Source organism: Microbacterium sp. SS28 (genome assembly GCF_022761035.1).
In the GTDB taxonomy this organism is placed as follows: Bacteria; Actinomycetota; Actinomycetes; order Actinomycetales; family Microbacteriaceae; genus Microbacterium.
In genome coordinates, this window is record NZ_JAKWJP010000001.1 from 1,091,232 (window position 1) to 1,116,140 (window position 24,909).

Annotated in this window: 23 protein-coding genes; 9 read left to right on the forward strand and 14 right to left on the reverse strand. The window is 72.5% G+C overall.

Annotation, left to right across the window (positions count from 1 at the left end; translation table 11 throughout):
* Nucleotides 1-40: 40 nt before the first annotated feature.
* From MJ607_RS04985 to MJ607_RS05005, 5 genes are read left to right on the forward strand one after another with little or no spacing between them, the layout of a single operon-like run.
* On the forward strand, nucleotides 41-2,650 hold the full coding sequence (locus MJ607_RS04985; RefSeq protein WP_243074418.1) for an alpha-L-rhamnosidase: 2,610 nt from the start codon (nucleotides 41-43) through the stop codon (nucleotides 2,648-2,650).
* Nucleotides 2,647-3,306: an aspartate/glutamate racemase family protein gene (locus tag MJ607_RS04990; protein WP_243074419.1), complete on the forward strand. Its 660-nt coding sequence runs from the start codon at nucleotides 2,647-2,649 to the stop codon at nucleotides 3,304-3,306. The genes MJ607_RS04985 and MJ607_RS04990 overlap by 4 nt, the downstream gene beginning before the upstream one ends.
* The gene (locus tag MJ607_RS04995) at nucleotides 3,303-5,261 is read left to right on the forward strand and encodes a glycoside hydrolase family 127 protein (RefSeq protein WP_243074420.1); all 1,959 of its coding nucleotides are present in this window, start codon (nucleotides 3,303-3,305) and stop codon (nucleotides 5,259-5,261) included. Before MJ607_RS04990 ends, MJ607_RS04995 begins: the two co-directional genes overlap by 4 nt.
* Nucleotides 5,261-6,511: a RuBisCO large subunit C-terminal-like domain-containing protein gene (locus MJ607_RS05000; RefSeq protein ID WP_243074421.1), complete on the forward strand. Its 1,251-nt coding sequence runs from the start codon at nucleotides 5,261-5,263 to the stop codon at nucleotides 6,509-6,511. Before MJ607_RS04995 ends, MJ607_RS05000 begins: the two co-directional genes overlap by 1 nt.
* Nucleotides 6,504-7,763, forward strand: a complete 1,260-nt coding sequence (locus tag MJ607_RS05005) for a four-carbon acid sugar kinase family protein (RefSeq protein WP_243074422.1) — start codon at nucleotides 6,504-6,506, stop codon at nucleotides 7,761-7,763. Before MJ607_RS05000 ends, MJ607_RS05005 begins: the two co-directional genes overlap by 8 nt.
* A 66-nt stretch (nucleotides 7,764-7,829) precedes the next feature.
* Here the strand turns inward: MJ607_RS05005 and MJ607_RS05010 are convergent, their stop codons facing one another.
* Entirely contained in the window at nucleotides 7,830-8,825 is a 996-nt protein-coding gene (locus MJ607_RS05010; RefSeq protein ID WP_243074423.1) for an SDR family oxidoreductase, read from the reverse strand.
* On the opposite strand from MJ607_RS05010, the gene MJ607_RS05015 reads away from it, so the two are divergent.
* Nucleotides 8,824-9,609, forward strand: coding sequence for an alpha/beta hydrolase (locus MJ607_RS05015; RefSeq protein ID WP_243074424.1), 786 nt, complete (start codon nucleotides 8,824-8,826; stop codon nucleotides 9,607-9,609). The two genes, MJ607_RS05010 and MJ607_RS05015, sit on opposite strands and share 2 nt — an antisense overlap.
* On the opposite strand, the gene MJ607_RS05020 is transcribed toward MJ607_RS05015, so the two are convergent.
* From MJ607_RS05020 to MJ607_RS05065, 10 genes are all read right to left on the reverse strand, one after another.
* The gene (locus tag MJ607_RS05020; protein ID WP_243074425.1) at nucleotides 9,596-10,366 is read right to left on the reverse strand and encodes an enoyl-CoA hydratase/isomerase family protein; all 771 of its coding nucleotides are present in this window, start codon (nucleotides 10,364-10,366) and stop codon (nucleotides 9,596-9,598) included. The two genes, MJ607_RS05015 and MJ607_RS05020, sit on opposite strands and share 14 nt — an antisense overlap.
* Before the next feature lie 103 nt (nucleotides 10,367-10,469).
* A complete protein-coding gene (paaE, locus tag MJ607_RS05025) occupies nucleotides 10,470-11,651 on the reverse strand; it encodes a 1,2-phenylacetyl-CoA epoxidase subunit PaaE (RefSeq protein ID WP_243074426.1) in 1,182 nt (393 codons plus the stop codon).
* The gene (gene paaD, locus MJ607_RS05030; protein ID WP_243074427.1) at nucleotides 11,651-12,160 is read right to left on the reverse strand and encodes a 1,2-phenylacetyl-CoA epoxidase subunit PaaD; all 510 of its coding nucleotides are present in this window, start codon (nucleotides 12,158-12,160) and stop codon (nucleotides 11,651-11,653) included. Before paaD ends, paaE begins: the two co-directional genes overlap by 1 nt.
* A gap of 116 nt (nucleotides 12,161-12,276) precedes the next feature.
* Nucleotides 12,277-13,101, reverse strand: coding sequence for a 1,2-phenylacetyl-CoA epoxidase subunit PaaC (gene paaC, locus MJ607_RS05035; RefSeq protein ID WP_243074428.1), 825 nt, complete (start codon nucleotides 13,099-13,101; stop codon nucleotides 12,277-12,279).
* Complete coding sequence (gene paaB / locus MJ607_RS05040; RefSeq protein ID WP_243074429.1) at nucleotides 13,098-13,403, reverse strand: 1,2-phenylacetyl-CoA epoxidase subunit PaaB; 306 nt, start codon at nucleotides 13,401-13,403, stop codon at nucleotides 13,098-13,100. The genes paaC and paaB overlap by 4 nt, the downstream gene beginning before the upstream one ends.
* A complete protein-coding gene (gene paaA, locus MJ607_RS05045) occupies nucleotides 13,400-14,359 on the reverse strand; it encodes a 1,2-phenylacetyl-CoA epoxidase subunit PaaA (RefSeq protein ID WP_243074430.1) in 960 nt (319 codons plus the stop codon). The genes paaB and paaA overlap by 4 nt, the downstream gene beginning before the upstream one ends.
* A 28-nt stretch (nucleotides 14,360-14,387) precedes the next feature.
* Nucleotides 14,388-14,822: a hydroxyphenylacetyl-CoA thioesterase PaaI gene (gene paaI / locus MJ607_RS05050; protein ID WP_374238026.1), complete on the reverse strand. Its 435-nt coding sequence runs from the start codon at nucleotides 14,820-14,822 to the stop codon at nucleotides 14,388-14,390.
* Nucleotides 14,819-16,870, reverse strand: a complete 2,052-nt coding sequence (gene paaZ / locus MJ607_RS05055; RefSeq protein ID WP_243074431.1) for a phenylacetic acid degradation bifunctional protein PaaZ — start codon at nucleotides 16,868-16,870, stop codon at nucleotides 14,819-14,821. Before paaZ ends, paaI begins: the two co-directional genes overlap by 4 nt.
* Nucleotides 16,867-17,760, reverse strand: coding sequence for a 3-hydroxyacyl-CoA dehydrogenase family protein (locus tag MJ607_RS05060; RefSeq protein ID WP_243074432.1), 894 nt, complete (start codon nucleotides 17,758-17,760; stop codon nucleotides 16,867-16,869). The genes paaZ and MJ607_RS05060 overlap by 4 nt, the downstream gene beginning before the upstream one ends.
* Complete coding sequence (locus MJ607_RS05065; RefSeq protein ID WP_243074433.1) at nucleotides 17,757-18,506, reverse strand: enoyl-CoA hydratase/isomerase family protein; 750 nt, start codon at nucleotides 18,504-18,506, stop codon at nucleotides 17,757-17,759. The genes MJ607_RS05060 and MJ607_RS05065 overlap by 4 nt, the downstream gene beginning before the upstream one ends.
* A gap of 118 nt (nucleotides 18,507-18,624) precedes the next feature.
* Between MJ607_RS05065 and MJ607_RS05070 the strand changes: the two genes are divergently transcribed.
* The 3 genes from MJ607_RS05070 (at nucleotide 18,625) to MJ607_RS05080 (ending at nucleotide 21,304) form a co-directional block, all read left to right on the forward strand.
* A complete protein-coding gene (locus tag MJ607_RS05070; RefSeq protein WP_243074434.1) occupies nucleotides 18,625-19,305 on the forward strand; it encodes a TetR/AcrR family transcriptional regulator in 681 nt (226 codons plus the stop codon).
* Between the two features lie 95 nt (nucleotides 19,306-19,400).
* Nucleotides 19,401-19,988: a DoxX family protein gene (locus MJ607_RS05075; RefSeq protein WP_243074435.1), complete on the forward strand. Its 588-nt coding sequence runs from the start codon at nucleotides 19,401-19,403 to the stop codon at nucleotides 19,986-19,988.
* Between the two features lie 92 nt (nucleotides 19,989-20,080).
* A complete protein-coding gene (locus MJ607_RS05080) occupies nucleotides 20,081-21,304 on the forward strand; it encodes a glycosyltransferase (protein WP_243074436.1) in 1,224 nt (407 codons plus the stop codon).
* Here the strand turns inward: MJ607_RS05080 and MJ607_RS05085 are convergent.
* The 3 genes from MJ607_RS05085 to MJ607_RS05095 are packed head-to-tail and all read right to left on the reverse strand — an operon-like array spanning nucleotide 21,282 to nucleotide 24,900.
* The gene (locus MJ607_RS05085; protein WP_243074437.1) at nucleotides 21,282-23,009 is read right to left on the reverse strand and encodes a CDP-alcohol phosphatidyltransferase; all 1,728 of its coding nucleotides are present in this window, start codon (nucleotides 23,007-23,009) and stop codon (nucleotides 21,282-21,284) included. The genes MJ607_RS05080 and MJ607_RS05085 overlap by 23 nt on opposite strands.
* 5 nt (nucleotides 23,010-23,014) lie before the next feature.
* On the reverse strand, nucleotides 23,015-23,761 hold the full coding sequence (locus MJ607_RS05090; RefSeq protein WP_243074438.1) for a dihydrofolate reductase family protein: 747 nt from the start codon (nucleotides 23,759-23,761) through the stop codon (nucleotides 23,015-23,017).
* On the reverse strand, nucleotides 23,758-24,900 hold the full coding sequence (locus MJ607_RS05095) for a lysylphosphatidylglycerol synthase domain-containing protein (protein ID WP_243074439.1): 1,143 nt from the start codon (nucleotides 24,898-24,900) through the stop codon (nucleotides 23,758-23,760). Before MJ607_RS05095 ends, MJ607_RS05090 begins: the two co-directional genes overlap by 4 nt.
* Nucleotides 24,901-24,909 lie beyond the last annotated feature (9 nt).

Below are 24,909 nucleotides of genomic sequence, written 5' to 3' on the forward strand. Positions count from 1 at the left end.
TTCAGAATGAAACGTTTCGAAATCGAGTATGGAGTGCCCAATGACGGTCACGGTCGCCGCCCCGCGCATCGAGCATCATCGCGAAGCCCTCGGGATCGGTGAGCCCCGTCCGCGCCTGTCGTGGACGGTGACGGCCGCTCCCGCCGGCTGGAGCCCCGCCGGCTCCCGCGTCGAGATCCGCCGCGGCGGCGAGACCGAGGTCTTCGAGATCGACGGCCCCGACCAGGTGCTCGTGGCATGGCCCGCGGCGCCCCTTCGGTCGCGCGAGAGCGCCGAGGTCCGGATCGCCGTGCGCGGCCGGGACGGCGCATGGTCGGCCGCGAGCGACTGGACGACCCTCGAAGCGGGGCTGCTGAGTCCCGAGGACTGGTCGGCCGGGCCCGTCGGAGCGATCTGGAACGAGAACCCCCACTCCGACCGGCGTCGGCCGTCGCTCGTGCGCCGCGAGTTCGAGGTCCGGCCGGACCTCGTCCGCGCCCGCCTCTACGCGACGGCGCACGGCCTCTACCAGGCCGAGATCAATGGCCGGCGCGTCGGCGACGACGTCCTCTCCCCCGGCTGGACGGTGTACCGCGAGCGGCTGCGCTACTACACGTACGACGTGACCGACCTGCTCGAAACCGGGGCGAACGCGGTGGGCGCATGGCTCGGCGACGGCTGGTACCGCGGCCGGCTCGGCTGGCGCGGCGGATTCCGCAACCTTTCGGGCGACGACCAGTCCTTCCTCGCGCAGCTCGAGCTCACCTACGCGGACGGCTCGCGCGACGTCGTCGCGACCGACACGACCTGGCGAGCGGCGCGCAGCCCCATCGTCGCGTCGGGCATCTACGACGGCGAGGACTACGACGCGCGCGACGAGCTGCCCGGCTGGTCGCGCGCAGGCTTCGACGCCGCCGACTGGAGCCGCGTGCAGCTGCGCCGCCGCGATCCCGCGACGCTCGTCGCGCCGACGGGACCCCCCGTGCGCGTGACGCAGGAGGTGCACCCGGTCGCCGTCCTCACGACGCCGTCGGGCAGCCGCGTCCTCGACTTCGGCCAGAACCTCACGGGTGTCGTTCGACTGCGCGGGTCGGCACCGGGCGGCACGACCGTGACGCTCCGCACGGCCGAGGTGCTGCAGGACGGCGAGCTGTACGCGCGCCCCCTCCGCGAGGCGAAGTCGACCGACCGCTACACGTTCGCCGGCCGCGCGGCCGGCGAGGAGTGGGAGCCCCGGTTCACCTTCCACGGCTTCCGCTACGTCGAGGTCGACGGCTGGTTCGGCGATCTGGACGCGGCCGTCGCCGCGGGAGCGCTCGTCGCTCGGGTCCTGCACTCCGACCTCGCCCGGACCGGCTGGTTCGAGTCGTCGGATCCGCTCCTGAACCGCCTGCACGAGAACGTCGTGTGGGGCATGCGCGGCAACTTCGTCGACATCCCCACCGACTGCCCGCAGCGCGACGAGCGGCTGGGCTGGACCGGCGACATCCAGGTCTTCGCGCCGACGGCGTCCTTCCTCTACGACTGCTCCGGTATGCTCGCCGGCTGGCTGCGCGACCTCGAAGCCGAGCAGCTGCCCGACGGCACGGTGCCGTGGTTCGTGCCCGTGATCCCCGCCGACACGATGTGGACCCCGCAGCGGCCCGGCGCTGCGTGGGGGGACGCGGCGGCGGTCGTCCCGTGGACGCTGTACGAGCGGTTCGGCGACCTCGGGGTGCTGCGCGCCCAGTTCGAGAGCGCGCGCCGGTGGGTCGACCTGCAGGCCGACATCGCGGGCGAGTCGCGGCTGTGGGACACCGGGTTCCAGCTCGGCGACTGGCTCGACCCGGCAGCGCCGCCGCATGATCCCGCCGATGCCAGCACCGACCGCTACCTCGTCTCGACCGCCTACTTCGCACTGTCGGCCGGCCTCGTCGCACGGATGGCCGAGGCGCTGGGCGACGACGTGTCGGCCGCGCGCTACGCGACGCTCGCGCGGGAGGTGCGAGCCGCGTTCGTCGCGAGGTACGTCGACGGCGACGGCCGGATGACCTCAGACGCGCAGACGGCGTATGCGATCGCGCTGCGGTTCGACCTGCTTCCCGAGGGGCTGCGGGATGCCGCGGCGGGGCGTCTCGCGGAACTCGTGCGCGCCGCCGGCAACCGCATCGCGACGGGCTTCGTCGGCACACCCGTCCTCGCCGACGCGCTGAGCGCCCACGGCCGGCTCGAGACGGCGTACGACCTGCTGCTCGAGCAGGGATGCCCGTCCTGGCTCTACCAGGTGCAGATGGGCGCGACGACCGTCTGGGAGCGCTGGGACTCGATGCTGCCGGACGGCACCGTCAACCCGGGGTCGATGACCTCGTTCAACCACTACGCGCTCGGAGCCGTCGCCGACTGGCTGCACCGCGTCGTCGCGGGCCTCGCGGCGGACGAGCCGGGCTACCGGCGCATCCGCTTCGCGCCGCGCCCGGGCGGCGGACTCTCGTCGGCGAGCGCGCGGCACCTCACCCCCTACGGCGAGGCGTCGATCGAATGGCGGCTCGACGAATCCGAGCTGCGCGTCCGCGTCGTCGTCCCGGTCGGAGCCGAGGCGATCCTCGACCTCGACGGCGAAGAGCCCGAGACTCTCGGCCACGGCACGCATGAGCGCACTTTCGCGCGCGCAGCGCTCGAGGAGATCGCATGAGCACCCGCATCGCGTTCCTGCACACGGGAGCCGTCGTGATCGCGCCCGTCACCGAGCAGGCGCGCGCGGCGCTGCCCGACGCGACGTTCGTCAACTACCTCGACGACCGCATCGTCGCCGACCTCGGCGACCCCGCCCGCTCGGCCTCGGTGCCGGGCCGCGTGCGCGACCTCGTGCACGCCGCGAAGTCCGGCGGCGCCGACGTCGTGATGCTCACGTGCTCATCGATCTCGCGCCTCGCGGCGCCCGCCGCCGCCGAGATCGGCATTCCGGTGCTGCGCATCGACGAGGCGATGGCGGATGCCGCGGTCGCGGCGGGTTCGCACATCGCTGTCGTCGCGACCCTGCCGACGACGCTCGAGCCGACCGTCGGGCTGCTGCGCGAGCGCGCGGCGCTCGCGCGGCGCGACCCGTCGATCGCGGCCGAAGTCGTCGACGGCGCCTTCGCTGCGGTCTCGTCGGGCGATCGTCCGACGCACGACCGGCTCGTCGCGGCCGCGATCGAGCGGCTCGCGGAGACCGCCGACGTCGTCGTGCTCGCGCAGGCGTCGATGGCTTCGGCGGCGAGCGCCGCCCGAGTCGGCGTGCCCGTGCTGTCGAGCATCGCGCCGGGGATCGAGCGACTGCGGGGCTGGGTCGAAGGGGACGTGCGATGAGCGTCGCCCTCACACCGCTCGGCGCGGCCGACGCGCGCTGGGCGCGCGGGTTCTGGGGCGGCATCCACGAGCGCACCCGTGAGGCGACAGTGCCCGACATGTGGCGCTCGCTCAGCGATGCCGGTGTGAGTCCGGGGCTCGCGAACTTCCGCCGCGCCGCGGGGCTCGAAGATGGGCCGCACGAGGGGCCGCCGTTCATGGACGGCGACTTCTACAAGTGGCTCGAGGCGGCGATCGCGCAGCTCGAGACCGACCCCGAGCCGTGGCTCGCCGAGACGGTCGAAGAGGTCGCGACGCTCATCGCCTCCGTGCAGCGCGAGGACGGCTACCTCCACACGCCGACGATCATCGAGGCTGCGCACCATGGCGACGCGATCGCCCTCGCCGACCGCTTCAACTTCGAGACGTACAACCTCGGGCATCTCATCACGATGGGCGTGCGGCATCACGAGGTCACGGGATCGACCACGCTGCTCGATGTGGCGCGGGGAGCGGCATCCTTCCTCGAAGACCTCGCGACGGACAAGCCGCTCGAACTCGCCCGCAGCGCCATCTGCCCCTCGCACTACATGGCCGTCATCGAGCTGTACCGCGCGACCGGCGACGAGCGCTGGCTGCGGCTCGCCGAGGCGTTCGTGCGCGTGCGCGACGACTTCGAGGGCGGCGACGACAACCAGGATCGCGTCCCGGTGCGCGAGCAGACCGTCGTCGCAGGCCACGCCGTGCGGGCGAACTACCTCTACGCGGGTCTCGCCGACCTCGTCGCCGAGACGGACGACGCCGAGCTGCAGGCGGTGCTCGAGAACCTGTGGGACGACGTCGTCGAGACGAAGCTCTACGTCACGGGCGGCTGCGGCGCGCTCTACGACGGCGCCTCGCCCGACGGCTCGCCGTGGCAGGGCGACATCAGCCGCGTGCATCAGGCCTACGGCCGCGCGTACCAGCTGCCGAACACGACGGCCCACACCGAGACGTGCGCCAACATCGGCATGATCCTGTGGAGCGAGCGGATGCTGGCGCTCACGGGCGACGCGCGCTACGCCGACGTCATCGAGCGCATCGCCTTCAACACGCTGCTCGCGGGCATCTCGCTCGACGGCACGGGCTACTTCTACACGAACGCGCTCCGGCAGGTGCGCGCCCTGCCCTTCGCGCTGCGCCGCCCGGGCGACACGGGCCTGCACCCCGTCCCGCCGCCTCCCCCGTCGGACGAGCGCCTGCGCGAGCCGTACCTGAGCTGCTTCTGCTGCCCGCCCAACCTCGCGCGCACGCTCGCTCGGTTCCACGAGCGCGCGGCATCCGTCTCGCCCGACGGGCTGTTCGTGCACCAGTACGGCGGCAGCGACGTGCGGCACGCGGCCGACGGGCGCGTGCTCGCGCTGAGCGAAGAGAGCGACTACCCGTGGGACGGACGGATCGCATTCACGGTCACCGAGGCGTCGGGGGGTGGGATGCCGCTGCACCTGCGCGTCCCCGCGTGGGCGAGTGATCCCGTGCTCGAGGTGAACGGCTCACCGCTGTCCGCGGTTCCGGGCGCGTACGCGCGCATCGATCGGGACTGGCAGGTCGGCGACGTCGTCGTGCTGACGCTGCCGATGCCCGTGCGCGTCCTGCGCGGACACCGGCTCGCGGAAGAGCTCACGGGCCAGGTCGCTGTGCAGCGCGGGCCCGTCGTGTACGCGCTCGAGAGCGCGGATCTGCCCGACGGCGTCGTGCTCGAGCAGATCGCGCTGCGGCGCGGCTCCTCGCTGCAGGCGCGCGAAGGCGAGGTCGCGGGGCACCGGGTCGTCGAGCTCGCGGGCGAGTTCGCGGTGCTCCCACCGGGCGGCGACGCGCTCTACACGGATCTCGAGGACACGCCCCTCTCGACCGTCGCAGGACGGCTCATCCCCTACTTCGCGTGGGGCAACCGCGGGGCCTCCGAGATGTCGGTGTGGCTGCCGCTGGTGTGGTGATGACGGAGTTCGTGCGGGCGACGTACATCGTCGAGACGGCGATGCCGCTCGAGCGCGCCGCCGAGGTGCTCGCGGGCGAGCAGTCGACCGGCACCTTCGTGCGCGTCGAGCGCGAGACCGATGACCTGCGCGCACGGTTCGCGGCGCAGGTCGATTCCGTCGACGAGCTGCCGCCCTCGGGTGCGTCGCCGCTGCCCGGGACGATCGGCGACGGCGCCGCGCGGCGCGCGCGACTGACGCTGCGGTTTCCGCTCGACAACTTCGGACCGTCGATCCCGAACCTGCTCGCGGCCGTCGCGGGCAACCTCTTCGAGCTCAAGGAGTTCGCGGCGGTCAAGCTGGTCGATCTCGAACTGCCCGCGGCGTTCGCGTCGCGATACGCGGGCCCGCGGTTCGGGGTCGAGGGCACGCGGCGGCTCATGGGGCGCCCCGAGGGCGCGATGATCGGCACGATCGTGAAGCCCTCGATCGGGCTCTCGCCCGCCGACCTCGCGTCGCTCGTCACCGAGCTCGCCGAGGCGGGGGTCGACTTCATCAAGGACGACGAGCTGCAGGGCAACGGGCCGTCGGCACCGCTCTTCGAGCGCGTCCGGGCCGTGATGCCTGTGCTCGAGCGCCATGCCGACCGCACCGGCACCAAGCCCATGTACGCCTTCAACATCACCGACGACATCGACCGGCTCGAGGCGAACCACGACCTCGTCGTCGCTGCGGGCGGCACGTGCGTCATGGTCGTGATCCCGAACGTCGGCCTCGCGGGGCTCGAGTACCTCTCCCGCCGCACGCAGGTGCCGATCCACGGGCACCGCGCGGGGTTCGGGGCACTGAGCCGCTCCGCCCAGGTCGGGATCGGCTTCCGCGCGTGGCAGCAGCTCGCGCGGCTGAGCGGCGCCGACCACCTCCACACGAACGGCATCTCGAACAAGTTCTACGAGTCCGACGCCGAGGTGCTCGACGGGGTCGCGGCGGTCCGCGCGCCGCTTCTCGACCTCACCCCGACGGTGCCCGTCCTGTCGTCCGGCCAGTGGGCGGGGCTCGCGCACGCGACCTACGCCGCGGTCGGCACGGCCGACCTGCTCGTGCTCGCGGGCGGCGGCATCCACGGACATCCGGACGGCTCCGCGGCGGGTGTCGCGAGCATGCGCGCGGCGTGGGATTCTGCCCTGCGTGGCGAGTCCGTGGCGTCTGCGCTGTCGTCGTCGGCAGAGCTGCGACGGGCGGTCGAGCGCTTCGGACCCGTCCGTGACTAGAGCGACGGTCGCCTACTACGGCGACGACTTCACGGGCAGCGTCGACGTCCTGCTGCAGTTCGCGCGGCGGGGTCTCGCGGGACGCCTCTTCACGCAGCTGCCGTCGCTCGCGGCGCTGCGGGACGCGGCCGAGGAGGTCGATGTCGTCGGCATCGCGGGCATCGCGCGGTCGCTCGCGGTCGACGCCATCGCCGACGAGGTCGCGCCGGTCTTCGGGGCATTCCGCCGGCTCGGGGTGCCCGTCGTGCAGTACAAGGCGTGCTCGACGGCGGACTCGTCCCCCTCGATCGGATCGATCGGCCGGGTTCTCGAGGCCGCGCGCGCGGTGTTCGGACCCCGCGCGGTGCCGATGCTCTTCGCACAGCCCGACTTCGGCCGCTACACGGTCTTCGGCCACCACTTCGCGCGCGAAGGCGACACGGTCTACCGCCTCGATCGGCAGCCGACGATGTCGCGGCACCCCACGACGCCGATGCGCGAGGCAGAGCTCGCGACCCATTTCGCGCTGCAGACGTCGCTCCCGATCGGCGCGGTGCCGTTCGTCGCGTACACCTCGTCGGACGCGCTCGCCGAGCTCATCGCGCACTCCCCCGAGGCGGCGCTCGTGCTCGACGCGTCGACCGACGAAGAGGTCGACCTCGTGGGCCGCGCCGTCCTCGCGCAGGAGCCGCCTGTCTTCGCGCTCGGCTCGGGGGGCCTCAGCGCGGGGCTCGCTCGCGCGTCCGGCTCTGCCGCCGTGACTCTTCGGGCCTCGTCCGGCGCGACCGGGCCCGTGCTCGCCGTGTCGGGCAGCCGTTCACCGCAGACGAGACGACAGGTGGATGCCGCGGCCGCCGCCGGCTGGATGCTCGAGCCCCTCGCACTCGAGTCCGGCCAGGCCGATCGCGTCGCGGCGTCACTCTCGTCGAGGCGCAGCGTCGTGCTCACGTCGGACGACGCCGACGTGGGAGCGGGCGACGGCGTGCTGGAGCGGATCGCGGAGGCTGCGGCATCCGTCGTCTCCCACTCGGTGCGCGCGGGCGCGACGCGGCGGATCATCGTGTGCGGCGGCGACACCTCGAGCCGCGTGACCCGACTGCTCGGCGTCGAGTCCCTCTCGATCGCGGCGAACCCGATGGGCAACGTCGTGCTGCTGCGGGCGCATGCTCAGGATGCCGCGGTCGACGGTCTCGAGCTGCTGCTGAAGGGCGGCCAGGTCGGCCCCGTCGACCTCTTCGAGCAGGTGCGGACGGGCTCCACTCCCGGTCGTTGAGCGACCCTTCGACTCGCTTCGCTCGCTCAAGGCGGGTCTACGCGAGACGAAACGCGCGCGAGCGGATCAGCCGGCGGAGCGGGCGTGGGCGATCATGCGGTCGAACGCGGCATCCTGATCCGCGTCGATCTTCTGCAGCTCGGGGTTCGCGTCGTGGTGCGCGACGGCTTCGCGGGCACCCTCCTCGTAGCGGATCGTCGTGCCGAACTCGGGCACGAGCGCCTTGATCTTGCTGTTGTCGAACAGCGCCGTGTGCGACTTGTCGCCGAGCAGGCCAGGGCCCGCCTCGGGACGGAACGCCGCGATCGTCTCGGACGCGATGTGCACGAACTCGGGCTCGGAGACGCCCGCGGCATCGGCGAGCCACCGGTAGATCTGGTTCCAGCTGGGCGCGTGATCTCCGGTGAGCGTGTACGCCTCGCCGATAGCGGTCGTCTGCCCGAGCAGGCCCGTGAAGCCCACGGCGAAGTCGCGCGCGTGCGTGAGCGTCCAGAGCGTCGTGCCGTCGCCGTGGACGACGACGGGCTTGCCGGCGCGCATGCGGGCGATGTCGGTCCAGTGGCCCATCGTGGGCAGCAGGCCTCGGTCGTACGTGTGCGAGGGCCGCACGATCGTGACGGGCAGCCCGCGGTCGCGGTAGGCCGCGACGAGCAGGTCTTCGCACGCGATCTTGTCGCGCGAGTACTGCCAGAACGGGTTGCGCAGCGGCGTCGACTCCGTCACCGGCACGGAGCGCGGCGGCTTGTCGTACGCCGACGCCGAGCTGATGAAGATGTACTGCCCCATGCGCCCCTCGAGCAGGTCGAGGTCGGTCGTCACGTGCTCGGGTGTGAAGGCGAGGAACTCCGCGACGACGTCGTACTCGGCATCCCCGATCGCATTCGTCAGTGAGTCGGGATCCCGCACGTCGCCGATGATCTCGCGCACGCCGTCGGGAAGATCGCGCCGGCCCGACCCGCGGTTGAGCACCGTGACGTCGAAGCCTTTGCGGACGGCGGCGGCGACGCAGGACGAGCTGATGGTGCCCGTGCCGCCGATGAACAGGACGCTCTGTGCAGTCATGGCAGTATTCTTCCGTCTCGTGGCCAGTCTCGGACGGATCCTCTCGTGGTGGGGGAACGATTACCTCTACGCGGCGCGCTGGCAGGTGCGCGGGACGCTGCGTCCGGGCCGCCGCGAGACGTACGCGTCGGGCGAGCTTCGCCCCGTCGTGATCCTCCCCGGGGTGTGGGAGCCGTGGGGATTCCTGGGCCCTCTCATCGATGCGCTGCACACGGCGGGGCACCCCGTGCACGTCGTCCCCGCTCTCGGGCGCAACAGTCGCCCCGTCGCCGACGCAGCCCGCGTCGTGGCCGGCTTCATCGAGGAGAACGATCTGCACGACGTCGTGCTCGTCGCGCACAGCAAGGGCGGGCTCATCGGCAAGTACCTCATGAGCGAGCTCGACACCGACGACCGCGTCACCTCGATGGTCGCGATCTGCACTCCGTTCGCCGGATCGGACTACGCCCGCTACATGACCTCGCGCACGCTGCGAGCCTTCTCTCCGAGCGATCCGACGACGCTCCTGCTGCTCGCGAATCTCGAGACCAATGCGCGGATCACGACGATCGCCGGTGTCTTCGACCCGCACATCCCCAACATCGTGGGCCTCGAGGGTGCCACGAACATCACGATTCAGGACGGCGGTCATTTCCGGCTGCTCGACAAGCCCGAAGTCCTGGGCATCGTCGTCGATGTCGCGGGACGCCCTGCGGAAGTGCAGGAAGCGATCGTCGAAGAGACCCTCGAAGCGGGGACGGACGACGCCCCGGTGGCGTCCGAGGACCCGCCTACCGTCCCGTGAACTGCGGCGGGCGCTTCTCCTGGAACGCGGCGAAGCCCTCGCGGTAGTCGTCCGAGTCGCACAGCGCCGCCTGCGCCGCGTTCTCGACGTCGATCGACGCCCACAGTCCGAGGCGGTCGTCGCGGAGGCGGCGCACGAGGTCCTTGCTCGCGAGGAACGCCCCCGTCGCGCCCTCGGCGGCACGCCGGGCTGCGGCGGTCGTCGCGGCGACGACCTCGTCGGCCGGGAAGACCTGCGAGAAGAGCCCCGACTGCACAGCTTCGGAGCCCGACATGAGCCGCCCCGTGTAGATGAGGTCGAGCGTCCTGTGCGCGCCGAGCCGCTCGAAGAACAGGGCGTGACCGCCCGAGTCGAGGGTCGCGCCGAGCGCCGCGAACGGCGAGCCGATCTTCGCGGAGTCGGCGACGTACACGACGTCGGTCGCGATGAGCAGGCCCAGCCCGACGCCGAGGCACGCACCGTGCGCCGCAGCGAAGGTCGGGGCCGGGAAGGCCGCCATGCGCTGCAGCAGCGGGGTCACGAGCCCGCCGAGGTAGCCCAGCACGTCGTCGTCGCGCGGGTCGACGCCCGAGATGTCGCGCCCCGCGCAGAAGGCGCGGCCCTCGCCGCGCAGGACGAGGGCGCGGACCCCGGATGCCGCAGCCTCGGCGTACGCGGCATCCAACTCTCCGATCGCCTGTTCATCGAGGGCGTTGAGCTTCGCGGGGTTGTCGAGGACGACGTGCGCGACGGCGCCTTCGATGCTGAGCTGGATCATCCGGGCTCCTTGGTGGTCGAGACGGGAGGAGTCGGCGCGACGGGAGGATGCCTCGGCACGATCTCGTCCTCCGAACGCGTCAGATCCTCCCGTGGTGCGCGCCTCATACGTCGTAGTCCACGACGACGCGGTCGGTCTGGGGATGCGACTGGCATGTCAGGACGTAGCCGCGCTCGAGTTCGTCGGGCTCGAGCGCGTAGTTCTCGGTCATCGCGACGGAGCCCTCGACGAGCCGCGCGCGGCACGTTCCGCACACGCCGCCCGCGCACGCGAACGGCACGTCGGGGCGCACGCGCAGCGCGGCGCTCAGGATCGACTCCCGCGCGTCGACGGGACTCTCGACGCTCGAGGACTGCCCGTCGAGCGTGAACTCGAGCTTCCACTGGTCCTCGCCCGCGCGGACGACGACGGGGCGGTCCGTCGGCGGCGCCGTCGGCTCGCCCGTCGTGAACAGCTCGTACCGCACGTGCGCGGACGCTACACCGACGTCCTCGAGGGTGTCGCGGCACAGCTGCACGAGGTCGAACGGCCCGCACAGGAACCACTCGTCGACCGTCTCCGGGAAGACGAGGGCATCGAGGATGCGGCGCAGCCGGTCCTCGTCGATGCGGCCCGACAGCAGCGGCGCGGTGCGCTGCTCGCGCGAGAGCACGTGGTGCAGGGCGAGCCGCGTCAGGTAGCGGTCCTTGAGCTCGGAGAGCTCCTCGACGAACATGACGTCGGTCGTCGAGCGGTTGGTGTAGACGAGCGTGAACCGCGAGGTCTCGGACCTCGCGAGGACCGTCGCGGCGAGCGCCATGAGCGGCGTGATCCCCGAGCCGGCCGCGATTCCCGCGACATGCCGGCCGTCGAGGTCGGCGAGCGTCGAGGTGAACGACCCCTGCGGGCTCATGACGTCGAGCTCGTCGCCGGGCTTGAGCTCGCTCTGCGCCCACGTCGAGAAGCGCCCGCCCAGGTCGCGCTTGATCGCGACGCTGATCGTCTGCGGCCCGTCGCCTCCGCCGCCCGCGTCCAGCTGGCGGCACAGCGAGTACGACCGGCGCACCTCGTGCCCGTCGAGCGTGGTCCGCAGCGCGACATGCTGGCCAGCGAGGTAGTCGTACTCGCCGCGCAGCTGCTCGGGGATCGCGAAGGTCACCTCGACCGCGGCATCCGTCAGCGGACGCACCGCCGCGACCCGCAGCGTGTGGAACCGGCCGCGTCGCCTGCTCCCCCGCGGGCCTCCCACGGCGCTCGCGATGAGGCCCTCCGCGATGCGCGCGGCCTCCGGCGATCCCGCCGGCATCAGTGCGCCTTGAAGTGGTCGAAGGGCTCGAGGCACGCGCGGCACTCCCAGAGCGCCTTGCACGACGTCGAGCCGAACCGCGCGAGCTCGCGCGTGTCGAGAGAACCGCACTGCGGACACCGGATGCGCAGCCGCACCGGGATCGGCCCGCGCACCGCCGCGCGGCCGGTCGGCGGGGCGATGCCGAACGCCTCGAGCTTGCTCCGGCCCTCGGCGCTCATCCAGTCGGTCGTCCACGCGGGGCTCAGGGTCGTGCGGACCACGACGTCGGCGAATCCCTCGGCGCCGAGCGCGAGCACGAGGTCGTCGCGGATCGTCTCGACGGCAGGGCAGCCCGAGTACGTCGGCGTGATCGTCACGGTGACGCGGTCGCCCTCGACCGCGACGTCGCGGAGGATGCCGAGATCCGCGATCGTCAGGACCGGGACCTCCGGGTCGACGACGGATGCCGCGACCTCGCGGGCCCGCGCGAGCGCGATCTCGTCTTTCGTCGAGTCGACGCACGCCAACGCTCCGGTCGTTGAGCGAGGAGCGAAGCGACGAGACGAAACGTCCGAGCCCGGCGCAGACGTGTCCGCTGTGCTCGGGCGTTTCGTCTCGCTTCGCTCGCTCAACGACCGGGGGCTCACCATGTCGCACCCGGATGCTGCCGCGCGAGCACCTGCATCTCGGCGAGGAGGTAGCCGAGAGTCGCGGCGTGGCTGCCGCGGCGACCGCCGCCCGCCGACGTGAACGTCGAAGGGATCTCGAGCTCCGCCTCCGCGAAGACCGCCGCGATGATCTCCTCGAACGGCTCCCGCAGGTCGGACGGCCGTACGGCGACCCCGGTCGCGGCGAGCGCGTCGGTGAGCGGCTCGTCGCGCAGCAGCTCGTCGACGTAGGGCCAGACGTCGGCGACGGCGCGCAGCATCCGTCCCCTCGATTCGTCAGTTCCGCCCGCGAGCCGCAGGGTCCACTGCACGGCGTGATCGCGGTGGTACTCGACCTCTTTGACGGCCTTGGCGGCGACCGCCGCGAGGGTCGGGTCTGCGGAGAACTGCAGTCGCGTGTACAGCTCGAACCAGTAGACGGATGCCGCGAGCTGGCGTGCGATCGTCTGCGCGAAGTCGCCGTTGGGCTGTTCGAAGAGCCACGCGCTGCGGAACGCGGGCTCGTCGCGCCAGTACGCGAGGTCGTCCTCCGAGCGTCCGTCCCACGCCCCGGCGTAGCGCAGGAGCGAGCGCGCGTGCCCGAGCAGATCGAGGGCGATGTTCGCGAGGGCGACGTCCTCTTCGAGCTCGGGGGCGCGGGCGATCCAGGCGCCGAGCTGCTGCGCGAGGATCAGCGCGTCGTCGCCGAGCCACAGCGCGTACTCCGCGACTTCGGCCGACGGCGGGCGCGCGCCTTCACCCGCGAGCTCGGCGGAGAGCTCGAGCTCGTCGACCGTGACCTCGCCGTGCGGATCGCTCACAGGTGCGGCACCCCCTTCGACGCCGTGTAGTACGTCGCGTGGCGGTAGTTCTTGCCCGCGGGGCTCTCGAAGAACGCGCCCTTCGCGTCGGGATCGCTCGTCGTGATCGCGTCGGCCGGCACGACCCACACCGACGTGCCCTCGCCGCGGCGCGTGTAGAGATCGCGCGCGTTGCGCAGCGCGAACTCGGCATCCGGGGCATGCAGCGAACCCGCGTGCACGTGGGACAGTCCGCGATTGGCGCGGACGAAGACCTCCCACAGCGGCCATGTGTCGCGCTCGGAGGCGCCCGGGGTGGTCATGCCGCGACCTCCTTCGCCGTCTGCTTGCGGGCGTACTCCGCGGCGGCCTCGCGCACCCACGCGCCGTCGTCATGCGCCGTGCGGCGGTTGCGCAGGCGCTCGGCGTTGCACGGGCCGCGGCCCGCGAGCACCTCGTGGAACTCGGCCCAGTCGATCTCGCTCATGTCCCACCGCTGAGTCCCGGCGTTCCACCTGAGCGCAGGATCGGGCAGGGTCACGCCGAGCACCTCGGCCTGCGGCACGAGCATCCCGATGAAGCGCTGTCGCAGGTCGTCGTTGGAGAAGCGCTTGATGCGCCACGCCATCGACTGCGCCGAGTTGGGCGACTCGTCGTCGGGAGGCCCGAACATCATGAGACTCGGCCAGTACCAGCGGTTCACGGCATCCTGAGCCATCTCGCGCTGCGCGGGGGTGCCCTGCATGAGCGTCAGCAGGATCTCGAAGCCCTGCCGCTGGTGGAACGACTCCTCCTTGCAGATGCGCACCATCGCGCGGCCATACGGCCCGTAGGACGCGCGGCACAGCGGCACCTGGTTGCAGATCGCGGCGCCGTCGACGAGCCAGCCGATCGCGCCCATGTCGGCCCACGTCGGGGTCGGGTAGTTGAAGATCGACGAGTACTTCGCGCGGCCCGCGATGAGCTGCTCGGTCATCTCATCGCGCGTGATGCCGAGGGTCTGGGCCGCCGAGTAGAGGTAGAGGCCGTGGCCGGCTTCGTCCTGCACCTTGGCCATGAGGATGGCCTTGCGCTTGAGGCTCGGCGCGCGGGTGATCCAGTTGCCCTCGGGCTGCATCCCGATGATCTCGGAGTGCGCGTGCTGCGAGATCTGCCGGATGAGCGTCTTGCGGTACGCCGCCGGCATCCAGTCGCGGGGCTCGATGCGCTGCTCGTTCTCGACGAGCGCGTCGAACGCGGCCTGCTCCTCGGCCTCGTCGATCAGCAGATCGGTCGTCATCGTCGACTCCTCAATTACAGAACGATCGTTAAGTAAGTGTACCGCGGGTCGTGAAGGAGCGACCCCGGAACTCCGCGACGACGTCGCCCGTCTCGTCGGTGATGGTGACGTCGTAGACGCCGCTGCGGCCCGATCGGGTGCGGCGGCGGGCATCGGCCGTCAGCACCTGCCCCTCGACGGTCGCCTTGAGGAACGAGATGTCGGCTCCCGCGGCGACCGTGACGGACTCGTCCTCGTTGCACGCCATCGCGAACGCCGTGTCGGCGAGCGCGAAGACGAACCCGCCGTGCGTGATGGCGAAGCCGTTCGTCATGTCGGCGCTCACGCGCATCGACACGACGGCGCGCCCGGGCTCGTCGAGTTCGACGTGCATGCCGAGCGCCGCCGACGCGCGGTCGCGCAGCAGCATCTCGCGCTGGCCCGCGAAGTGGGTGCCGGGGTCGGGCGCGTTCGGCGCGGTCACGCAGGCACCGGGTCTTTCGCGACGAGCGTCAGGACGTCGTACGTCGCGACGACGGCGTCGTCCTGATTCAGGATGACGGCGTCCCACCGCACCTCGCCGTACTCGTCGGTCTCGCGCGGAGTGATCTGCTTCGCGGTCAGGATGACGCGGATCGTGTCGCCCGGCGAGACGGGCGTGAGGAACCGCAGGTTCTCGAGCCCGTAGTTTGCCAGCACGGGTCCCGGGTCGGGGTCGACGAACAGCCCCGCCGCCCAGGAGACGAGCAGGTAGCCGTGCGCGACGCGACCGGGGAAGAACGGATTCGCGGCCGCCGCGGCCTCGTCCATGTGCGCGTAGAACGTGTCGCCCGTGAAGTGCGCGAACGTCTCGATGTCGTCGAGCGACACCTCGCGCGCCGCCGAGACGACCTGGTCGCCGAGTTCGAGTTCGGCGAGGGACTTGCGGAACGGATGCCGGTCGTGGCGCACCGGTGCCCCCTCGTGCCACACGCCCGTGAGCGCCGTGAGCATCTCGGGGGAGCCCTGCACGGCGGTCCGCTGCATGTAGTGAAGGACGGCGCGGATGCCGCCGAGCTCCTCGCCGCCGCCCGCGCGCCCGGGACCCCCGTGGACGAGGTGCGGAACGGGTGCGCCGTGACCCGTCGACGTGCGCGCGTTGTCGCGGCTGAGGAAGAGCACCCGGCCGTTGAAGGCCGCGATGAGGGTCATGAGCTCGGTCGCGACAGCCGGATCGTTCGTCACGACGCTCGTGACGAGCGATCCGCCGCCGAGGTCGACGAGCGCGGCCGCCTCGGCGAGCGTGTCGTAGGCGAGGATGCTCGCGACGGGCCCGAAGGCCTCGATCTCGTGGACGGCCGGGGCCGCGGCATCCGTGAAACCCATCAGGATCGGTGCGAGGAACGCCCCCTCGGGCGCGGCACCCGTCGAGCCGTCCGCGCGCACGATGTCGGGGGCGTCGGTCGAGCCGAGCAGCAGCCTGCCGCCGGCCGCCTCGAGCGCCGCGACGGCCGTGACCACCTCGTCGCGCTGCGCCGCCGAGACGAGCGGGCCCATCGTGACCGACTCGGCGTGCGGGTCGCCGAGCACGACGCGCTGCGCGATCTGGTCGCGGACGGCGTCGACGAGCGCATCGACGGATGCCGCGGGCACGATCGCCCGGCGGATCGCCGTGCACTTCTGTCCCGCCTTCGTCGTCAGCTCGACCAGGAGCTGCCGCACGTAGGCGTCGAACTCGGGCGTCCCGGCTGTCGCGTCGGGGCCGAGCACGGACGCGTTGATCGAGTCGGTCTCGGTCGTGAACCGCACGCCGGGCGCGGCCTGCCCACGCAGGCGGGCCCCCGTCGTCGCGCTGCCCGTGAAGCCGACGGCGTCGCCGAGGCGGAGGTTGTCGAAGAGCCCGGGGACGCCGCCGCTCACGAGTTGCAGCGAGCCTTCGGGCAGGCGGCCCGTCTCTACGAGGATGCGCACCCACGCCTCGGCGAGGTAGGCGGTCGGGGTGGCCGGCTTGACGAGCGAGGGGACGCCGGCGAGGAAGGCGGGTGCGAACTTCTCGAGCGCACCCCACACGGGGAAGTTGAAGGCGTTGATCTGCACCGCTACGCCCGGCAGCCGCGTGTAGACGTGCCGTCCGAGGAACGAGCCGTCCTTCGAGAGCGACTCGACGGGGCCGTCGAGGTACACCCTGCCGTTGGGAAGCTCGCGCCGCCCCTTCGACGAGTACGTGAAGAGCACGCCGATGCCGCCGTCGACGTCGCTCAGGGAGTCGCGTCGCGTCGCTCCCGCCCGCGCCGACAGCGCATAGAGCTCGTCCTTGCGCTCCGTCAGCGCGACGGCGAACTCCTTGAGCAGGACGGCGCGCTGGTGGAAGGTCAGGGCGCCGAGCGAGGACTGCCCCGCCGTGCGGGCGTATTCGAGGGCTCCCGCGAGGTCGGCGCCTTCGGCGCTGACGCGCGTGATCGGCTCGCCCGTCGAGGGGTCGAGCACCTCGACGCCCCCGCCTGACGGCACCCACCACTCGCCCTGCAGGTAGCTCGGCAGGATCCCGGTCATTCCTCGCTCCATTCGTAGAATCCGCGGCCGCTCTTGCGGCCCAGGCGTCCTTCGGCGACCATCCGCCGCAGCAGGTCGGGCGGCGCGAACCTCTCTCCGAGCCGCGACTGCAGCTCCTCGGCGATCGCGAGCCGCACGTCGAGCCCCACGATGTCGGTCGTGCGCAGCGGCCCCGTGGGATGCCGGTACCCGAGCTCCATCGCGGCGTCGATGTCGGCGGCCGACGCGACGCCCTCCTCGAGCATCCGGATCGCCTCGAGCCCGAGCGCGACCCCGAGTCGGCTCGACGCGAACCCCGGGGCGTCCCGCACGACGATCGGCGTCTTGCCGAGTCCCGCCACCCACGCCTGCGCGGCATCCACGACGGGGTCGGACGTCGCCTTCCCCACCACGACCTCGACGAGTCGCGACGCAGGCACGGGGTTGAAGAAGTGCAGCCCGACGAACCGGCCGGGGCGCTGCAGGGCCGACGCGAGCGCGTCGATCGACAGCGAGCTCGTGTTCGACGCGAGCACGGCGGCGTCGGTGAGCGAAGCCTCGACGCGCGCGAGCCCCGCGCGCTTGAGGTCCGCGTCCTCGGGCAGCGCCTCGACGACGAGCCCGCAGCCGGCGAAGGCCGCGGCATCCGTCGCCGTGGTGACGGCCGCGACGAGGTCGGGCAGGGCGCGATCGGTCGCGCCGCGATCGACCGACCAGCCGAGGGCGTCCGAGATCCGGGATGCCGCGGCCTCCGCCGCCGCCCCGTCGACCTCCACGACCACGACGCGCGCTCCTGCGAGCGCGAACGCGTGCGCGATTCCCGAGCCCATGCGGCCGCCGCCGAGCACGCCCACGCGGGCCGGGACCGCGGTGTCGGCGGTGCGGGCCGACAGTGCGGCATCCGTCGTCATCGTCCTCTCCCTTCGAGGAAGCGGGTCATGCGCTGAGCCTTCTCGGGACGCTCGAAGAGCTCCGCCTGCAGTTCGAGGTCGATGCGCGGGTGGGCGTCGGCGGGAGCGCGCAGCGCCGTCTTGGTGTGGCGCGTCGCGAGCGGGTCGGCCGCGGCGATGCGGTCGGCGAGGCGGTGCGCCGCGGCGAGCAGGTCGTCCGGCTCGTGCAGCGACGACAGGAGGCCCCACGCGAGGGCTTCGTCGGCGTCGAGGATGCGCCCCGTCAGCAGCAGCTCGGCCGCGCGCGCGTCGCCGACGATGCGCGGCAGCCGCCAGGTCGCTCCGGCGGCCGCGATGATCGCGAGACCCGTCTCGGGGTTGCCGATGCGCGTGCGCGGCGTGCCGATGCGGAGGTCGGCGGCGTACGCGAGCTCCGCTCCCCCGCCCAGCGCGAAGCCGTCGATCGCCGCGATGACCGGCATGGGGAGCGCCGCCACGCGGGCGAAGGCGTGGGTGTTGATGCCCTGGCGGGCATCGGCGGCGCGGCGCTCGCGCAGCTGCGCGATGTCGGCGCCCGAGGCGAAGACGCCGCCGGCACCGGTCAGGATGAGGGTCCGCGGCTCCTGCTCGAGCTCGACGCACAGCGCGTGCAGGGCGTCGATCGTCGCGAGATCGATCGCGTTGCGGGTCGCGGGGCGGTCGAGGATCGCGACGACGCGATCGTCCGATCGCTCGACCTGCAGTGCGGGTCGGATGCCGTCCGCCATGGAAGCGCTCCGCGTCTCTCGAATACTTGACCGATCGTTCAGTAATACTGTCAGAATGGGCACCGATCGCCAAGGCCGCACGCGCGGGCGCGCGACGGACGGATGGAAGACTGAGGCCATGAGCGCGACATCGGGAACCGGCATCCCGCCGACAACTCCCCGTCGGGGGCGCCCCGGCTACGATCGCGCCGGGATCCTCGAGGTCGCGGTCGGCCTGTTCAACGAGCAGGGCTACGACGCGACCTCCGTCGCGGATCTCGCGGCGCGCCTCGGCCTCACGAAGTCCGCGCTGTACCACCACTTCGCCTCGAAGGAGCAGCTGCTCGCGGCCGCCCTCGACGAGGCCCTCGGCGCGCTCGAAGGAGTGCTGACCGAACCCGGCGCGACCTCGGGGACCCCCGCGGAGCGGCTCGACTTCGTGCTGCGCGGCGCCGTGCACGTGCTCATCGACCGCCTGCCGTCGGTGACGCTGCTGCTGCGCGTGCGCGGCAACAGCGAGACCGAGCGCGACGCCCTCGAGCGCCGCCGCATCTTCGACCAGCACGTCACGGCGCTCGTCGTCGAGGCGCAGCAGGTGGGGCTCGTGCGCGCCGACATCGACGGCGCCGTCACGACGCGCCTGGTCTTCGGGATGATCAACTCGGTCGTCGAGTGGTACCACCCGCTCGGCTCGATCGACCGCGACCGCCTCGCGCACGACGTCGTGACGATCGCCTTGGACGGCATGCGCACGCGCGTCGCCGAGGCGCCCCGGCGGCCGCGCCGCCCCGATGTGCCGCCGCCCCGCATGACGGTGTGACACCCCTCACGCTTTTGCACGGCCGCAATCTCGGTGTCGAAGCGCTTCCGCGAGTAACGTCTCTGTGGTCAGACCACAACGAATCGGAGACTGAGATGACGACGCACGCGGTGCCCACGGTCGTTCCCGCAATGGCGATGCGCACCACCCACGCCAAGGCCTTCCCGCTGCAGCGGACGATCGTGACGACGGCGAACGGCCGCCGCTCGCTCGCGGCCCTGCGCCTCGCGACGGGCTTCGTCTTCCTCTGGGCCTTCCTCGACAAGACGTTCGGCCTGGGATTCTCGACGCCCGCCGAGTACGCCTGGATCAACGGCGGCACACCCGCGCAGGGCTTCCTCAACAGCCCCGGCGTCACCGGCCCGCTGCAGCCGTTCTTCCAGAGCCTCGCGACCCCGCTCGTCGACATGCTCTTCATGGCCGGGATGCTGGGCATCGGCCTCGCCGTCATGCTCGGTGTCGGCCTCCGCGTCGCCGCGGGCGCCGGCACGGCCATGATGCTGCTCATGTACCTCGCGGAGTGGCCCTTCGCGATGGGCTCGACCAACCCCGCCGTCGACTATCACGTCATCTACGCGATCGCGCTCATCGCCGTCGCGAGCCTCGCCGCCGGTGACACATGGGGGCTCGGCGCGCAGTGGAAGTCGCTCCCCCTGGTGCAGCGCAATCACTGGCTCGCCTGATTCGCTCTCACGCGCCCCGGGCGCGGAACCTGCGGGGTTCCGCGCCCTTCCTCGTGTCGGCAGGCCCGTCCCGCCGGTAGCGTGAGCCCTCTATGGCCACCGTCCTGTTCTGCCCCGTGACGTTCAACCTCGCCGAGACCACGCGCATGATCGAGGTCGCTCGCGCGCTCGATCCCCGTCATCGCGCCGTCTTCATGGGATACGAGGACGACTTCGTGTCGCTCATCGCCGACGCCGGATTCGAGTACCGCGCGTGCACCCCGTCGTGGTCGGCCGCCGAGCGCGAGCAGGCCCTGAAGTTCGACCAGGGCAAGGCACTGCGCAGCCCCTTCACGAAAGAGCTCGTCGCGGAGCGCGTCGCGGTCGAGCGGGCGCTCATCCGCGAGGTCGACGCGAAGGCCATCGTGATCGGGTCGAACATCACGTCGCAGATCTCCGCGCGCGCCGAGCACGTGCCGCTGTTCTACCCCGTCCCCTTCGCGCTGACCCGGCCGCAGGTCGAGCAGACGCGGCACATGGGGTTCGTCCGCGGCTCGGGCCGGCTCGCGCGCGCCGCCGATCGCGTCGCGTCGGCGGCGTTCCGGTGGACCTACAACCACGCGCCGCTCGCACCCCGCGCGTTCTCACGCGTCGCGCGGGACAACGGCGTCGCGCCGCTGCGCACCGTCGCGTCGCTGCTCGACGCCGACGTCAACCTGCTGACGGTGCTGCCGTCCGAACTCGACGGCTACGACATCCCCTCCCACTACGAGCGGGTCGGCCCGATCTTCGCGCGCCTCGACACGCCCCTGCCCGTGATCGTCGAGGAGCTCGCCGCTGGCCCCGAGCCGCTCGTCTACCTAGGCCTCGGATCCTCCGCGAGCCGCGAGCTCGCCCTCGCGGCGGCCGCGCAGCTCGGCACGCTTCCGATCAGCGTCATCGCGCCGATCGCGCATTACCTCGAGCCCGGCGACACCGTGCCGGGCAACGTGCACGTCACGGGCCTCCTTCCCGCGCACCGGCTCGGCGGGCTCGTCGATGCCGCCGTCCTGCACGGCGGGCAGGGCACCGTCCAGACGGCGTGCGCGACCGGCATCCCGTTCGTCGGAATCGGGCTTCAGCCCGAGCAGGTGTGGAACGTCCGCGTGTGCGTGTCGGCCGGCAACGCGCTCGCGCTCACGCAGAAGGAGGCGGCGACGCCCCTGCTCGCCGCGGCCGTCGAGCGACTGCTGAACGAAGGGACGTTCCGGGATGCCGCGTCCCGCGTGCAGCGCGAGGCGGAGGGCGCGGACGGGGCAGCGGCCTCCGCTCGGCTCATCGAGGCGCGTCTGGGCTGAGCGCGGCGCCGGGCGCGGCGCCCGACCCGCCGGCTGTCCCTCCGCTGAATGCCGCGACGAAGCGGTCTCGGAAGGCGTCCATCCGCCACACCGGGGCATCCGGCGACGGCAGCAAGCCGGCATCCCACCCCCACGAAGCGATCCGCGCCATGACCTCGGGATCCTTCGCGATGATCGTGACGGGCACGTCGTGGCTCGCCCCCGTGCCGCTCACGATGCGCGACGGCTGGTGGTCGCCGAGCAGCACGACGACGAGGTCGGGGCGGTCGTGCGTCTCGAGGTACGAGATCGTCGCGCCGAGCGAGTACTCGATGGACTGCCCGTACAGGTCGCGCACGCGGTCGGCGTCCTGCCAGACGACGACGGGCGCCTCGCCCTGCGCGGGCTGGGGGTCGAAGACCGAGCCGTCGCCGAGCGCGCTCCACGGCACGAGGCGCGGCAGCGGCGTCCACGGCGTGTGCGACGACACGAGGTCGATTTCGGCGAAGAGAGGCGCATCCGTCGCGGCGACCTCCCGGTCGAAGCGCGCCCACGTGAACTGGTCGGGCACGCGCGCGTAGCTGAAGCTCGGCCCGCGATACCCGAGCGTGCGCGAGTCGAGCACGTCGTCGTAGCCGTAGAACGAAGCGCCGACGGGCCACGCGCGGTCGTTCGACGGCACGATGCCGAGCGTCTGCCACCCTTCGTCGCCGAACGCGCGGCTGAGCGTCATCCGGTCGCTCGCGGTCAGCGCGTCGTACTTCTGCTGCGAGTCGGTCCAGACCCCGCTCTGCAGCGTCGCGTGCGCGAGCCAGCTCACGCCTCCGAACGTGGACGACGTGAGGAACGCGCTCTGTGCGAAGTATCCCTCCCGCTCCAGGCGCGTCCCGCCTTCGCGCAGCAGACGGTCGACGCCTGTCGACAGCGCGGACCTTTCGACCGCCACGCGCCCGTAGCTCTCGACGAACGCGATGACGACGTCCTTGCCCGCGAGCGCCGAGAAGAGGTCGTCGGGCGGGGCATCGCGCAGGGTGTCGGACTTCAGTGCCCGCGCGAAGGCGGCGCGGTCGCGCAGACCCGTCGCGGCCTGCGCCGTCGAGGCCGCGATCGCCCCCGTGGAGTCGGCCGCGGCGAGCGGGATGCCCGGCACGAGCTGCGCGCCGAGGGCCGCTCCCACGATCCAGACGCCCGCCGCGAGGGCCGCGGCGATCCGGGTCGTCCGGCCCGTCGCCCCTTCCCGGGCTGCGACGCGCCCCACGCGCAGCGCCGCCGCGGCGAGCGCCCACACGGCTCCGACGGTCACCGCGACGAGCGCGACGAGCGCCGCGACGAGTCCCGCATCGCCCGCGGCGTCGCGCACGACGCCCGCCGCCGCGAGCAGCTGAGGCGCGTCGTCGGCCGCGCGGAAGGGCCGGTCGATCGTCGAGACGAACGCCCGATCGAGGCCCGCGAGCACCGTCGCGGCGACGACGAGCAGCGCGAACGCGGTCGCGACGGCAACCCGCGCGGCCCGCCACGGCACCACGACGAGCAGCAGCACGAGCGCGACAGCCTCGAACGGCACGGCGAGGATCGCCGCGTTCGTCCCCGTGTGCACGACGCCCGGGACGAGCGGCGCGAGCACGACGGCCGCGCAGGCGGCGAGCGTCGCGGCGCGCGGGCGATCTGTCGCGGCAGCGCCACCGGTCACGGGCAGGCGATCGGTCGTGGGCGAGCGACCGGGCACGCGCGTCAGGAGTGCGCGGGCAGCCGCCCCGCGCGCTCCGCCTCGGTCGCGGCGGGGCAGGCCCCGGGGTCGAACCGGTCCGACAGGGCGTAGCGCAGCAGCACGACGTCGCCGATCTGGCGCGTCTCGGCGAGCACCGCGCGGTGCTTCGCGGTCCACGGGAAGCGGCCCGCTTCGACGAACCGCGGCGCGCGCGACTCGCCCACGAAGAAGGGCGCGACGACGAGCTGCAGCTCGTCGGCGAGCTCGGCGACGAGGAACTGCGTGTGGACGTGCCCACCGCCCTCGACCATGAGCCGGCCGATGCCGCGCGACCTGAGGTCGCACACGACGTCGGCCATCGAGACATCCGGCCCCTCCAGGCCCACGACGGTCGCCGCGCCTCCCAGGCGCCCAGAGAGCTCGCCCGCGACGTCGTGCGGGCAGTAGACGAACTTCTCGGCATCGCCCTGCGTGAAGAAGGCCGCGTCGGCGGCGAGCGCGCCCGTCGCCGTGACCGTGACCTTGGCCGGCGACTCGGCGCGCCCCGCGGCACGCCGCAGCAGCCGGCGCTCCTCGCTGCGCACGAGCAGGCGCGGATCGTCGCGGCGGATCGTCGAGGCTCCCACGAGGATCGCGTCGCTGTCCGCGCGCAGCTGGTCGACGCGATCGAAGTCGGCGCTGTTCGACATCGGGAGCTTGTGCGGCACGGCGCTGTCGAGGTACCCGTCGATCGACATGGCGCAGCTCAGGGTGATGTAGGGCCGGTTCATGTGGTTCGCTCCTCTTCCGCGGCGAGGGAGACGGGATCGGCGAGGGCGACGGGTCCTGCGAGGCTCACGGGGACGGCGGACGTCGATGGCGCGGATGGAACGGCGGGGACGGATGCCGCTCCCCCGGCCGCCACGACGCCGGCCTCGCGCCGACGGCGCAGGGCGGATGCCGCGACGACGGCCGCGCCGGGCGCGACGGCGATCATCGCGAGCACGCCGAACGCGGTCGAGGCGGCGATGCCGGTCGTGGCTCCGAGCCCGACGGCGCCGAACGCCCAGCCCGCGGCCGTCTCGCGCGGACCCCAGCCGCCGACGTTGAAGGGGATCGACGCGGCGAGCACCGCGACGACAGCGACCGCGACGAGACGGGGAGGCGATGCCTGCACCCCGACCGCGACCGCGGCGACCACGAACGTCGCGACGTGGCACGCCACGACGACCGCCGACGCGGCGATCACCTGGACGACCGTCCGGCGGGGCGCGAAGGCGGCGCGCAGGCGCGCGAGCTCCCGCAGCACGATCCGGCGCGCGCGGGCGCTGAGGACTGCGGCGACCGCGACGACCGCACAGGCGACGAGGATCCCAAGCATCAGGACGCCCACAGCGCGAGCGTAGGCCGAGACGCCGATCGACACCAGCACCCCGAGCGTCAGGACGAACTGCACCGTCTGCCCCGCGGCGCGCTCCGCCGCGACGGCGCGGGACGCATCGCCGACGCGCAGGACTCTCGTCCCGTGCGCGACCGCGCGATGGACGTCGCCGACGACCCCGCCGGGCAGGACGGTGTTGAGGAACTGCGAGCGGTAGTACGCCGCGACGGCCTGCCCCTGCCCGAGCGGGACGCCGTAGCCGCTCGCGACGAGGCGCCAGCGCCACGCCGCTGCGGCTGTCGCGATCGCCGCGAGGACGAGTGCCGCGACGACGGCGGCCGGCGTGATCGAGGCGAGCCCCCGTATGAACGGCTCGGCGCCCGTCTGCGCGGCGACGGCCGCGAGGAGCGCGACACCGACCGCGACCTTGAGGATCGCGCGAGTGCGCCGCGAGGCCAGGGCCGCCCGCAGACGCCGCGCCGCGCGTGCCGGCAGCGTCTCAGTGGTCGCGACGGGAGGAGATGGCAGGACGGGAGGATGCCTCGGCACACCGTGACC